Raw genomic sequence first — 12,614 nt, 5'->3', positions numbered from 1 at the left:
TGCGGCCAGGGGGTCGGGCGGCCGGGTGGCCGAATCGGGCCGGGCGGACGGTACAAACCGGGCGGCGGCGTCCGTAGCATCTTCCGAATGCTCGCGACCATGCTTGCCGCCGCGGCGATCGCCGGCGTCTACCTGTGGCTCATCGCCCGGCACCTGCGCAAGAGCGCCGCGCTCGACGGGCCGCACCGCCGGCTGGCCCGCGCCGAGCGCGCCGCGGCCGACCGGCTGCTCGTCGGCGACCTGGACCGGGCCGGCTACCGGGCGGAGATGGAGATGGTGGCCGCCCTCGACGCGGTACACCGCCCGCTCGTCGCGCCCGCCGCCGAGCACTGATGACGGCGCCCGAGAAGGGCTACCGGCGCTCGGCCGGCACCGAGCGCGGCGAGGCCCGCCGCCGGGACCTCCTCGAGCGGGTCGCCGCCGACCTCGCCGAGCACGGCCTCGTCGACTTCTCGCTACGCCGCGCCGCCCGCGCCGCCGGCACCACGCACAAGGTGCTGCTGTACTACTTCGACGGCGCCGACGACCTGCTCGTGCAGGCCGTGGACCGGCTGCGGGAGCGGCGCATCGCCCGGGGCCTCGAGGCGGCCGCCGGCGCCGCGGCCGGCGAGACCCTGGCGGCCAGGGTCGGCGCGCTCTGGCCGATCCTCACCGACCCGCGCTTCGGCCACCGGGTGCTGGAGCAGTCGACGGGCCTGGCGATGTACGACCCGGCCCGCTACGCGAAGTTCGGCCGGGAGGCGACGGAGCAGTACCTGCCGGCGCTGTTGTCGCTGTGCCCGCCCGGCTGGCCCGAGCAGCGCCGCCGCGAGGTCGCCGAGATGATCCTCGCGACCCTGCGCGGCCTGCTGCTCGACCGCGTGACGGGCGGCGACGAGGCCGGCACCGAGGCCGGCCTCCGCGCCCTGCTGCGCGCCCTCGAACTGGAAGAGGGGTTGCGTTGATCACAGTTCTGCGATCTGCTGATCAGGCAGTGGCCCGTGTTGCGTCCGCCGCGTGACGGGCCGTTTCGGCACGTCCCGCAGGAGGCACGATGTCCTCTTCCCAGCGTGTTCGCGTGAGCATCGACGTCGACGGCAGCCGCTACGTCGACGACGTCGATCCGCGGACCCTCCTCGTCCAACATCTGCGTGAACGGCTCGGCAAGGTTGGCACGGTCGTCGGCTGCGACACCAGCAACTGCGGATCGTGCACGGTGCTCATGGGCGAGCCCGGGCGCGCCGTCAAGAGCTGCTCCGTCCTGGCCGTGCAGGCCGCCGGGGCCAGCGTCACGACCATCGAGGGCCTGGCCGGCCCCGACGGCGGCCTGCACGCCGTGCAGCGGGCGTTCCATGAGCTGCACGCGCTGCAGTGCGGGTTCTGCACGCCCGGCATGATCATGTCGGCGGTCGACCTGCTGCGGGAGAACCCCGACCCGAGCGAGGACGAGATCCGCGAGGGGCTGTCCGGCAACCTGTGCCGCTGCACCGGCTACCAGAACATCGTCCGCGCCGTCCAGACCGCGGCCAGGGAGATGGCCGCCGCACGGGAGACGCAGCCCGCATGAGCACCGTCGAGGTCGGCGCGGCCCGCCGGCGCAAGGAGGACGCGCGGCTCATCACCGGCCGCACCCGCTGGACCGACAACCTGGCGCTGCCCGGGATGCTGCACCTGGCGATCCTGCGCAGCCCGCACGCGCACGCGCGCATCACCCGGATGGACGTGTCGGCGGCGCTGCGCGCGGACAACGTCGTCGCCGCGTTCACCGGCGCCGACGTCGCCGACGTGCAGGGCAGCCTGCCGTGCGCCTGGCCGGTGACCGAGGACATCGTGCACCCGGTGCGCCCGCCGCTGGCCGTGGACGTGGTCCGCCACCACGGCGAGGCCGTCGCCGTCGTCATCGCCCGCGACCCGGCCAGCGCCGTCGACGCGCTCGAGGCGATCGACGCGCAGTACGAGCCGCTGCCGGCCGTGCTCGACCTGGCGGCCGCCGCCCGCGACGAGGGCCTGGTCCATCCGGACAAGGGCACCAACCGCTCGTACACCTGGGTCTTCGACTCCGCCGCGGCCGGCACCGGCACCAGCGTCGCCGACGCCGAGGCCGAGGTGCGCATCGAGCGCCGCTACGTCCAGCAGCGGCTCATCCCGGCGTTCATGGAGCCGCGCAGCGTCGTCGTGGACCCGGGCGCGGGGGAGTACACCATCTGGTCGTCCACCCAGATCCCGCACATCCTGCGGGTCTTCTACGCCCTGCTGACCGGCGTGCCCGAGCACAAGATCCGGGTCATCGCGCCCGACGTCGGCGGCGGCTTCGGCGGCAAGCTGCAGGTCACGCCCGAGGAGATGATCGCGTTCCTGGCCGCGCAGCGCGTGGGCAGGCCGGTCAAGTACACCGAGACCCGCGGCGACACGATGCTCTCGGCGCACCACGGGCGCGACCAGATCCAGGACATCACGCTCACCGCCCGCCGCGACGGCACCCTCACCGGCATCGACGTCAAGCTCATCGCCAACATGGGCGCGTACCTCGGCCTGGTCGGGCCGGGCGTGCCCATCCTCGGGGCGTTCATGTACAACGCCATCTACAAGGTCCCGGCGTACCGCTTCGAATGCACCGGCGTCTTCACCAACACCACGATCACCGACGCCTACCGCGGCGCCGGCCGGCCGGAGGCGACCTACGCCATCGAGCGGGCCATGGACGAGCTCGCCGTCGAGCTGGGGCTGGACCCGATCGAGGTCCGGCGCCGCAACTGGATCAAGGCCGAGGAGTTCCCCTACACGACGGTCGCCGGGCTCGTGTACGACTCGGGCGACTACGACGCCGCCACCGACAAGGCGCTCGAGCTGTTCGGCTACGACGAGCTGCGCGCCGAGCAGGCCCGCCGGCGCGAGGCCGGGGATGCGGTACAGCTCGGGCTCGGGGTTTCGACCTACACCGAGATGTGCGGCCTCGCCCCGTCGCGGATCCTCGGCGCGCTGCGGTATGCCGCCGGCGGCTGGGAGAGCGCGTCCGTGCGCGTCCTGCCGACCGGCAAGGTCGAGGTCGTCACCGGCACCAGCCCCCACGGCCAGGGGCACGTGACGGCGTGGAGCCAGATCGTCGCCGACGAGCTCGGCGTCGCCTTCGACGACGTCGAGGTCCTGCACGGCGACACCCGCACCTCCCACAAGGGCCTGGACACGTACGGCTCCCGCTCCCTCGCCGTCGGCGGGGTGGCGCTGGTCGAGGCGTGCCGCAAGGTGCGGGACAAGGCGCGGACGGTCGCCGCGCACATGCTCGAATGCAGCCCCGACGACCTGGAGTTCACCGGCGGGGCGTTCCGGGTCCGCGGTACACCCGACGCCGCGAAGACCATCGCGGACGCCGCCTTCGCCGTCTTCGCCGCCCACGACCTGCCCGACGGGGTCGAGGCGTCGCTGGACGCCGACGCGACCTTCGACCCGCAGACGTTCTCCTTCCCGCACGGCACGCACCTGTGCGCGACCGAGGTCGACACGCAGACCGGCCGGGTCACGATCCGGCGGTACGTCGCCGTCGACGACGTCGGCCGCGTCGTGAACCCGCTGATCGTCGAAGGGCAGGTGCACGGCGGGGTGGCGCAGGGCATCGCGCAGGCCCTGCACGAGCAGGCCGTCTACGACGAGGGCGGCACCCTGCTGACGGGGTCCTTCGTGGAGTACACCATCCCGTCCGCGGCCGACCTGCCGGCCATCGTCAGCGACCGCACCGAGACCCCGGCGACGTCGAACCCGCTCGGCGTCAAGGGCGTCGGCGAGGCGGGCGCGATCGCGGCCACCCCGGCCGTGGTCAACGCCGTCGTCGACGCGCTGCGGCCGTACGGGGTGCACGACGTACCGATGCCGTGCACTCCGGAGCGGGTGTGGCGGGCCGTGAAGCTCGGAGGTGCCGCGTGATTCCCGTGCCGTTCGACTATCTCCGGCCGTCCACAGTGGACGAGGCGGTGGCCGCGCTCGGCGAGGCCGACGAGGGCAAGATCCTCGCCGGCGGCCAGTCGCTGCTGCCGGTGCTGAAGCTGCGCCTGGCCGCGCCCACCCTGCTCGTCGACCTCGCCGCCGTGCCCGGCCTCTCCGGCATCCGGCTCGACGGCGACACCCTCACCGGCACCACCCTGGTCATCGGCGCGATGACCACGCACGCGGAGGTCGCCGCCTCCGACCTCGTCCGGCAGCACGCCCCGCTGCTGGCCGCCGCGGCCGGCACGGTCGGGGACCGCCAGGTGCGCCACCGCGGCACCCTGGGCGGCTCCCTGGCCCACGCCGACCCGGCCGCCGACCTGCCCGCCGTGGCGGCGGCCCTCGACGCGACGTACGTCGTGCGGGGCCCGGCGGGCAGCCGGACGATCGGCGCGGCCGACTTCGCCGTCGACCTGTTCACCACCGCGCTCGGCCCCGACGACGTGCTCGTCGAGGTGCGCCTGCCCTCGACGGCCGGCTGGGCCGTGCACTACGAGAAGTTCCACCGCACCGCCCAGGCGTGGGCGATCGTCGGCGTCGCCGTGGCCGTGCGCCGCGACGGCGGCGGCATCGGCGCGGCCCGCGTGGCGCTGACGAACATGGGCCCGGTGCCGCACCGCGCCCGCGCCGTCGAGGACGCCCTCGCCGGGGCCGCGGCCGCGCCGGACGCCGTCGCCGAGGCCTGCTCGCGGGTCGCCGACGGCACGTCGCCGGCCGACGACCTGTCCGGCTCGGCCGAGTACCGCCGCGACCTCGCGCGCGTGCTCACCGCCCGGGCCGTGTGCCGGGCGCTGGGGGTGTGAGCGGCGTAAGGTTCTTCCGGAGGTGCGACCGTGCAGTTGGAGAACGCGTTCACGGTGCCCGTCCCCGTCGATCGGGCGTGGGCGGTCCTGCTGGACATCGAGCGGGTGGCCCCGTGCATGCCCGGCGCCACGCTGACGTCCGTCGAGGGTGACGAGTTCACCGGCACGGTGAAGGTGAAGCTCGGCCCGGTGAACATGACGTTCAAGGGCTCCGGCCGCTTCGTCGAGCGCGACGAGGCGGCCCACCGGGTCGTCATCTCGGCGTCCGGCGCGGACAGCCGCGGCGGCGGGACGGCGAAGGCGACCGTGACCGCCGTGCTGGTCGCCGAGGGCGACGCCACCCGGGTGAGCGTCGCCACCGACCTCGACATCACCGGCAAGGCCGCCCAGTTCGGCCGCGGCCTGATCGGCGACGTGTCCGCGCGGCTGATCGGCCAGTTCGCGACCTGCCTGGCCGGGCAGTTCGCGGCCGTCGAGGAGCCGGTCGTGTCCGCGGAGCCGCTGGCCCCGGTCGAGCCGGATGCCGAGCCCATCGACCTGCTGGCGGTGAGCGGCGTCGGCGGGGCCGTGCGGCGCGCCGTGCCCTACGTGGTGACCGCCGCGGCCGGCTTCGTCGTGGTCCTGGGCATCATCTGGTGGATCAAGCGCCGCTGACCCCCTTCACCCGTTTATGGTTACGTCTAGTAGCCATACGGATGACTTAGGGTGATGCGGCATGGTCGGCAAGGGTGTGATCTGCGCCGTGGCGCTCGCCGCCGCCGGGTTCGGGCTCCCGGCGAGCGCCGCCCCCGCCGGGGGCGTCGTCCACGGCTCGGCCGCGACGGGCGAGCCCAGCGGCTACGTGGTGATGCTCGCCGACCCGCCGGGCGCGCAGAGCGCCGGCCAGGCCCAGGCCGCCGTGGCCGATGCCGCGCAGAAGCTGTCGAAGCAGTACGGCGGCGAGGTCCGCGAGCAGTTCAGCCGCACGGTGCGCGGCTTCGCCGTCGACGGCCTCACCGAGGCCCAGGCCGCGCGGATGGCGGCGGCCGGCGGCGTGGCCCGGGTCGAGCGCAACACGCTGCTGCGCGCCACGGCCAGCCAGAGCTCCCCGGCGTGGGGCCTGGACCGCATCGACGCCCGCGCCGGCAAGGACGGCTCCTACACCTATCCGAACACCGCCCCGGACGTCACCGCGTACGTCGTCGACTCCGGCATCCTCATCGGCCACACCGACTTCGGCGGCCGCGCCTCCTACGGGCACAACTTCGTCGACCGCGTCACCAACCCGTACACCAACCCGGCGAACGACCTGTACAACAGCAACGACCCGGCGAACGCCAACGACTGCGACGGCCACGGCACGCACGTGGCCGGCACCATCGGCGGCACCACGTACGGCGTGGCCAAGGCGGTCTCCCTCGTCGCGGTGCGCGTGCTGGACTGCAGCGGCAACGGCTTCCTGTCCGAGGTGGTCGCCGGCATCGACTGGGTGACCGCCCACGCCACGCACCCCGCGGTCGTCAACATGAGCCTCGGCTCCGACGACACCTCGGTCATCCTCGACGCCGCCCTGCGCCGCTCGATCGCCTCCGGCCTGACCTGGTCGGTCGCGGCCGGCAACGGCGACGCCGACGACAACCCGCTCAACGCCTGCACCAACTCGCCCGGCGACGTGTCCGAGGCGCTGGTCGTCGGCGCCGCCACGGCCGACGACCACCCGGTCCACTGGTCCGACTACGGCCCCTGCGTCGACCTCTACGCCCCCGGCGAGGGCATCACCTCCGACTGGATCGGCGCCGGCAACACCACCACGCGCTCGCTGGACGGCACGTCGATGGCCTCCCCGCACGTGGCCGGCGCCGCCGCGCTCATCCTGCAGGCCCACCCCGACTACAGCGCCGAACAGGTCCGCAACGCGATCGTGCAGAGCTCGACGGTGGGCGCGCTGAACATGTCGACGTACCCGGCGTACGCCGCGGCCACGTCGCCGAACCGCCTGCTGTTCGTCCGCCAGACCGACCCGCCGCGCCCCGCGGGCCGCCCCCAGAGCCTGTACAACCCGCGCTTCGGCACGACGGAGGTGTACGCCCGCGCGAACGGCACCAACCACCTCGTCTACGCCTACTGGTCGGGCGCGTGGTCGGACTGGACGGACCTCAACGGCAACCTCGCGAGCGACCCCGCCGTCCTCTACAACCCGCGCTTCGGCACGACGGAGGCCTACGCGCGCACGGCCTCCGGGTCCCTCGCGTACCGGTACTTCTCCAACGGCTGGTCAGCCTGGATCGACCTGGGCGGCTCGCTGGCGGGCACCCCCGCGGTGATCTACAACCCGCGCTTCGGCACGACCGAGGTCTACGCCCGCACGGCCGCCGGCACCCTGGCCTACAAGTACTTCTCCAGCGGCTGGTCGGACTGGATCGACCTCGGCGGCGCCCTGACCTCGGACCCGGGCGTGCTCTACAACCCGCGCTTCGGCACCACGGAGGCGTACGCGATCGGCGCCGCGGGCCTGCAGTACCGCTACTACCTGGGCGGCTGGTCGTCCTGGGTCGGGCTGGGCGGCGCGGTCCAGGGCACGCCGGCGGTGCTGTACAACCCGCGCTACGGCACGACCGAGGTGTACCTGCGCACGTCCTCCGGTTCCCTGGCCTACGTCTACTACCTGGGCGGCTGGTCGTCGTGGATCTCGCTGGGCGGCACACTGGACTCCGCACCCGGCGCGGTCTACAACCGCTCGTCGGGCACGACGGAGGTGTACGTCCACACGCCCGGCAACGAGCTGCAGTATGTGTACTACCTGGGCCGCTGGTCGGGCTGGAACAACCTGGGCGGGACGCTGTCGGGCTCGCCGTCGGTGCTGTACAACCCGCGGTTCGGCACGACGGAGGCGTACGTTGTCGGCCAGGACGGGCACGCCTACTACAAGTACTACGCCGGCGGGTGGTCGAACTACATCGACATCACTCCGTGATGTTCTCGTCGCGCCGGGTGATTTCGCCAAGGTCGATTTTTTGGCCGGTGTTACGGTAGGTGGGTAAGACGGAAGCGCCGCCGCGATCGGATCACGTCGATTCGACGGCGGGTGAGCTTCGGAGCCCCGCTGTCGTCGCGGCGGTTGAGGGGTGACGCGCCCGCCCGCGGTACCACTTCCGGTTGGACTTCGCACATCGCCTCGGGGCGGTCGTGTGCGTCGATTCGCATCCCGCAGGGTGCGTGCCGCGCCGCTACGCCTGACGCGCCCGGGTCGCGTGCACTGCGCGGTGCGGGATGGGGTGGGCAGCGCGCGGTCTCATGCCTGCCCGGCCGCCCGGCGCGTTCGGCGGAAGGCTCGGTCACCGCGCCGGGTCGTGAGCGCCGCGGCGCTGGACCGCGAACTTGCCGCGTCGGGTCGTGGGCATCCGCGCCGGCCGCTGCTGGGCCCGCCGCCGCGCGGACCGAACGCGCGCTCGCTGCCGTGAGATCGAGGGGCGCACCGTCATCGCCGTCGCCGCACACCGTGTGCCGCGCCGGCCGGGCAGTGGTGCTGCCGGACGAGGTCGGGACGCCCGGGCGGGCTTTTCGCGCCGCCCACCGCGGCGGGCCGCGAGCCAGCCGCGCCGCCCGTTGGCCGCGAACTCGCCGCGTTGGACCAGGAGCCGGCCGGGGCCGGGCCGTGAGCCTGCGGCGCCGCCGGCCACACCGAACGCGCGCTCGCTGCCGTGATCGAGGAGCGCACCGTCATCGCCAGCGCCGGCAAACCGTGCGCAGCGCCTTCCGGGATGCGCGACAGGCTCGCCGCGGGCGATGCACGGCTACCGCAGACCTCACCGATTGAGCGCGCCGCCGCAGATGTTGAGGGGGTCCGGGTGGAGCGGAGCTCCCCCGGCATCAAGAAAGCACAGGCAGGCCGAACGCGTGCACCTCGGTGGGGGTCTGGCCGCCCTCGATCCACTCCGCGACCGCGGCGCCCGTCGCGGCGGCCATCATGATGCCCGTCGTGAAGTGGCCGCCGGCGAACCACGCGTTGGTGACGCCGGGGAGGCGGTCGATGACGGGCTGGCGGCCCTTGATGTGCGGGCGGAAGCAGCACCAGCGGTGCACGATGCGGGCCCCCGCGGCCGCCGGCACGAGGGTTGCCAGGGCCGTTGCCATCGGGTCCGCGACCTCCGGGCGCACGTCGCGGGACGTGTCGCCGTCGTCGAACGTGCCGCCGCACACCACGCCGCCCCACGGTAGCGGCGTGCCGCCGCCGAAAGGACCGGCCAGCACGCTGCGCAGGCGCCAGGGTCCGCGGGCCAGGGCGAGCATGTGGCCCTTGACCCATTGCTGCGGTACGGCATGATGCCACGGCCGCGGCACCAGTCCGGTGGCCACGACCAGCGCGCCCGGCGCGAAGTCGCCGGCGGTCGTGTGCACGGTGCAGACGCGGTCGCCCTGGACGCTGACGCCGAGCATGCCCACGCCGGTGGCGACCGTGCCGGCGCGGCGGGACAGGGCCGCCGCCAGCCGTACCGGGTTGACGGTCAGCTGGTCCTCGACGAGCAGCGCCGCGGCGCCGTCGGGCAGGCGCACGTCCGGCTCGAGCTCGCGGACCCCGGCGGCGTCGAGGCGCGGCCACACCCCGGCCGGGAGGTCGGCCTCCGGGCGGATGTCGAGCCATCGTGTCGGCCAGGCGCCGATCGCGCCGGCCCATTCGGCGTCGAGGTCGCGGTACAGCTGCCGGCTCCTGCGCCCGAACGCCACGAACTCGGGGCTGTCGGTCAGCACGTGCATGTCCGGCGCGATCGCCCCGCCGTTGCCGGTCGACGCGCCGGGGGCCAGCCGCGGCGACTGCTCCAGCAGCAGCACCCGCCCGAGGCCGGCCCGGCGGCAGAACACGGCCGCGGCCAGGCCGATCACGCCGCCGCCGATGACGAGCACGTCGGGGCGGCGGTCGAGGTCGTCCGGCCGGGCGGGGAACAGCGCCGCCCGCTCGCCCGTGGTCACCCGGTCGTCCCACACCGTCACGCGCTGCACGGAGTTCACGGGATCATCGTGCCTTGCCCGGCGCGGCGCGGAAAACCGCACCTCGGTGGCGCGGCCGGCCGGGGCTGGTTGCCGGGGCGGGCGGTGGTGGCAACGGGGGTTCTGATCAGCGGAAAGCCGCGCTGCCCATCGACGTCTCGCAATCTAGGCTGAGTTCGGGCCAAGGGAGGTGTCCGATGTCACTGCTGACGGCTCGGGACTCCGGGCACACGGTCGCGCCCGAGGGGTACAGCCGCTGGCTCATGCCGCCCGCGGCGCTCTCGGTCCAGCTGTGCATCGGGCAGGCGTACGTCACCAGCGTCTACAAGAACTCGCTCATCGCGCATTTCGGCGCCGGCCAGACGGCGATCGGTGTCATCTTCAGCATCGCGATCGTCATGCTCGGCCTGTCCGCCGCGGTCGGCGGCACGTGGGTCGAGCGCAACGGGCCGCGCAAGGAGAAGGTGGTCTCATGACCCCGCGAACGATCCGCCTCGGCGTCTCCTGGGCGCTGGTGGCGGTCCTGCTCGGCTACGGCGTGGCCGAGACGGTGATCACGGCCGTGAAGCTCTTCGGCTGACTAGGGCTGGACGCCGTTGCGGGCGATGACGTCGCGGTACCACTCGGCGCTCGCCCGCAGCCGGCGCTCCTTCGACTGCGGGTCGACGCGGATGAGCCCCCAGCGCTGCGAGTAGCCCTCGGCCCACTCGAAGTTGTCCAGCAGCGACCAGACGTGGTAGCCCTCCAGCCGCACGCCCGCCGCGATCGCCCGGTGGGCGGCGGCGAGGTGGTCGCGCAGGAACGCGATCCGGTCGTCGTCCTGCACGTCGCTCGTGGACGGCATCCCGTTCTCGGTGACGGTCAGCGCCACGTCGCCGTAGTCGCGTCCGATGCGGGTCAGCAGGTCGAAGAGCCCGTCCGGGAACACCTCGAGCCAGGTCGCCTGGGTCGTCGGGTGCTTGTTGACGCGGCCGCCCTGGGCGGTGACGTAGACCGGGTTGTAGTACTGCACGCCGAGCAGGTCGCTGCGCTCCCCGATCGTCGCCGCGTCGCCGTCGCGGATCGCCGCGCGCACCGGCGCGTTGGCCGGCTGGGCGGCGAGCCACGAGTCCGGGTACCGCCCCCGCAGCACCGGCTCGAGCCACCGCCGGTTCTCGTCGTCGTCGACGAGGGCGGCCTGCCTGGCCGCACCGGCCGACGCGTCCGCCGGGTAGACCGGTGACAGGTTGAGCGCCGCCCCGATCCGCCCCGGCTTGCCGCTGCCGCGGAACGCCCGCACGGCCAGCCCGTGCCCGAGCAGCAGGTGATGCCCGGCGACGTCGGCGACCCGCTTGTCGCGCTTGCCGGGGGCGTGGACTCCGGCGGTGTACCCCATCTGGACCACGGTCTTGGGCTCGTTGAGCGTCAGCCAGGTCCCGACCTTGTCGCCGAGCGAGTAGAACATCTGCAGCGCGTAGTCGGCGAACCACTGCGCACAGTCGCGCTGCTCCCATCCGCCCTTGTCCTGCAGCCCCTGCGGCGTGTCCCAGTGGAACAGCGTCGCCACCGGCGTGATCTTGCGGGCCAGCAGCCCGTCGACGAGCCGGTGGTAGAAGTCGAGCCCCTTGGCGTTGAGCGCCCCGCGCCCGTCCGGCATGACCCGCGACCAGGAGATCGAGAACCGGTAGCTGCGCAGCCCGATGCGCTGCATGAGGTCGAGGTCCTCGTACACCCGGTGGTAGTGGTCGGCGGCCACGTCCCCGGTGTCCCCGCCGCGCGTGCGCCCCTTCTGGTGGCTGAACGTGTCCCAGACCGACGGCCCGCGCCCGTCCTCGCCGGCCGCCCCCTCGATCTGGTACGCCGACGTGGACGCCCCCCACGCGAACCCCTGCGGAAACGCCAGCCCACCCGGCCCGAGGCTGGGCGCGGCGCTGTTGCCGCCACCGCCGCCCACGCCGGCGGGCGAGCCGGCCGGCTTGTCCGGACCGCAGCCCGCGGCGACCGCCCCGGCGGCGGCGAGGGTGAGCACGTGGCGCCGTCGCATTCCCAAGACCGTAGCCAACCCGCGCCACTACCACCCGCAACGCCCACCGGCTGCGCCCCCGCGCACCGGCCGCCCACGAAACTTTCCCCGCCCGGTCGTCGCGCCGCCGTTACGCCGGCTTGCGGGTTGCCCGGCGAACGATCTCGTCGACCTCGATGCGGAACGCGAACGGCTCCTCGGCCGCGAGCGCGTCCCCCGGCCCGGCCACCGCATGCTGCACGTAGCCGCCGTCCGCGAGCCGGAACAGGCGCAGCGTGGCGGAGTCCGCCGGCTCGGGCTCGACGAGCAGGTACCAGGCGATGCCGGCCTTCGCGTACAGCTCCATCTTCACGATGCGGTCCTTGGCTGCGTTCCCGGCCGACACGATCTCGGCCACCAGGACGACGCGCGCGGCATCGAGCACCACGAACTCCTCGTCGTCCGTGACCACGAGATCGGGAATCATGATTCGCCCGGTGTGCAGCCGAACGTTCACCGCCTCGTACGCGAGCAGGCCGGCATCGGAGGCTGCTGGCTCGAATACCGCGCACAGAAAGAATGACAACCGCTGGTGGCGTCCACTGGGCGCCGGGCTCACGATCAGGCTCCCGTCAAGGAGCTCGATGCGCTGCGCGGTCTCGCCGAGGGCAAGGTAGTCCTCCTCGTTCCACGGTTCGGGGTGTTCGAGCATTGCGGCACTCATCCGTGACTCACCTCCTGACGGCTGCTGCCACCAGCCTGCCATGACCACAGCGGGCTGGTATCGCACGTCCTGAAGACTTCCCACACTCAAAGCCTGAGACGGCCACATGGTGACATGGCCACAAGGCTACCAATGTGACACTGGGATCGACAAGGACCGGATCGCTGGCAGCTCGGGCCGGCGC

Annotated in this window: 12 protein-coding genes; 9 read left to right on the top strand and 3 right to left on the bottom strand. The window is 73.5% G+C overall.

Going from position 1 to position 12,614, the window contains the following annotated elements:
• Nucleotides 1-87 precede the first annotated feature (87 nt).
• From ACQEVU_RS39865 to ACQEVU_RS39835, 7 genes are all read left to right on the top strand, one after another.
• The gene (locus ACQEVU_RS39865; RefSeq protein WP_433333073.1) at nucleotides 88-333 is read left to right on the top strand and encodes a hypothetical protein; all 246 of its coding nucleotides are present in this window, start codon (nucleotides 88-90) and stop codon (nucleotides 331-333) included.
• Nucleotides 333-944, top strand: coding sequence for a hypothetical protein (locus ACQEVU_RS39860; RefSeq protein WP_433333071.1), 612 nt, complete (start codon nucleotides 333-335; stop codon nucleotides 942-944). The genes ACQEVU_RS39865 and ACQEVU_RS39860 overlap by 1 nt, the downstream gene beginning before the upstream one ends.
• An 89-nt stretch (nucleotides 945-1,033) precedes the next feature.
• Nucleotides 1,034-1,546 carry a (2Fe-2S)-binding protein gene (locus ACQEVU_RS39855; RefSeq protein WP_433333069.1) on the top strand — a complete coding sequence of 171 codons (513 nt, stop codon included), beginning with the start codon at nucleotides 1,034-1,036 and terminating at the stop codon, nucleotides 1,544-1,546.
• Nucleotides 1,543-3,897, top strand: coding sequence for a xanthine dehydrogenase family protein molybdopterin-binding subunit (locus tag ACQEVU_RS39850; RefSeq protein WP_433333067.1), 2,355 nt, complete (start codon nucleotides 1,543-1,545; stop codon nucleotides 3,895-3,897). The genes ACQEVU_RS39855 and ACQEVU_RS39850 overlap by 4 nt, the downstream gene beginning before the upstream one ends.
• Nucleotides 3,894-4,760, top strand: a complete 867-nt coding sequence (locus ACQEVU_RS39845) for an FAD binding domain-containing protein (RefSeq protein ID WP_433333065.1) — start codon at nucleotides 3,894-3,896, stop codon at nucleotides 4,758-4,760. Before ACQEVU_RS39850 ends, ACQEVU_RS39845 begins: the two co-directional genes overlap by 4 nt.
• Before the next feature lie 30 nt (nucleotides 4,761-4,790).
• The gene (locus ACQEVU_RS39840) at nucleotides 4,791-5,414 is read left to right on the top strand and encodes an SRPBCC family protein (protein WP_433333063.1); all 624 of its coding nucleotides are present in this window, start codon (nucleotides 4,791-4,793) and stop codon (nucleotides 5,412-5,414) included.
• Between the two features lie 61 nt (nucleotides 5,415-5,475).
• On the top strand, nucleotides 5,476-7,713 hold the full coding sequence (locus ACQEVU_RS39835) for a S8 family serine peptidase (protein ID WP_433333061.1): 2,238 nt from the start codon (nucleotides 5,476-5,478) through the stop codon (nucleotides 7,711-7,713).
• A gap of 896 nt (nucleotides 7,714-8,609) precedes the next feature.
• On the opposite strand, the gene ACQEVU_RS39830 is transcribed toward ACQEVU_RS39835, so the two are convergent.
• Nucleotides 8,610-9,746 carry an NAD(P)/FAD-dependent oxidoreductase gene (locus ACQEVU_RS39830; protein WP_433333059.1) on the bottom strand — a complete coding sequence of 379 codons (1,137 nt, stop codon included), beginning with the start codon at nucleotides 9,744-9,746 and terminating at the stop codon, nucleotides 8,610-8,612.
• Between the two features lie 176 nt (nucleotides 9,747-9,922).
• On the opposite strand from ACQEVU_RS39830, the gene ACQEVU_RS39825 reads away from it, so the two are divergent.
• Together ACQEVU_RS39825 and ACQEVU_RS39820 are read left to right on the top strand one after the other, a co-directional pair.
• Complete coding sequence (locus ACQEVU_RS39825) at nucleotides 9,923-10,201, top strand: hypothetical protein (protein ID WP_433333057.1); 279 nt, start codon at nucleotides 9,923-9,925, stop codon at nucleotides 10,199-10,201.
• A complete protein-coding gene (locus ACQEVU_RS39820) occupies nucleotides 10,198-10,305 on the top strand; it encodes an MFS transporter small subunit (RefSeq protein WP_433333055.1) in 108 nt (35 codons plus the stop codon). Before ACQEVU_RS39825 ends, ACQEVU_RS39820 begins: the two co-directional genes overlap by 4 nt.
• On the opposite strand, the gene ACQEVU_RS39815 is transcribed toward ACQEVU_RS39820, so the two are convergent.
• Nucleotides 10,306-11,748 (bottom strand): GH1 family beta-glucosidase, encoded by a 1,443-nt coding sequence (locus tag ACQEVU_RS39815; protein WP_433333053.1) that lies wholly within the window; start codon nucleotides 11,746-11,748, stop codon nucleotides 10,306-10,308. It lies immediately after the preceding gene.
• A 109-nt stretch (nucleotides 11,749-11,857) separates the two neighbouring features.
• Nucleotides 11,858-12,430, bottom strand: a complete 573-nt coding sequence (locus ACQEVU_RS39810) for a Uma2 family endonuclease (protein WP_433333051.1) — start codon at nucleotides 12,428-12,430, stop codon at nucleotides 11,858-11,860.
• Nucleotides 12,431-12,614: the final 184 nt, after the last annotated feature.

Source organism: Dactylosporangium sp. CA-139066 (assembly GCF_050936175.1).
GTDB lineage: Bacteria > Actinomycetota > Actinomycetes > Mycobacteriales > Micromonosporaceae > Dactylosporangium.
Note: the sequence above shows the minus strand (reverse complement) of the source record. Positions and strands in the feature narration are given on the sequence as shown.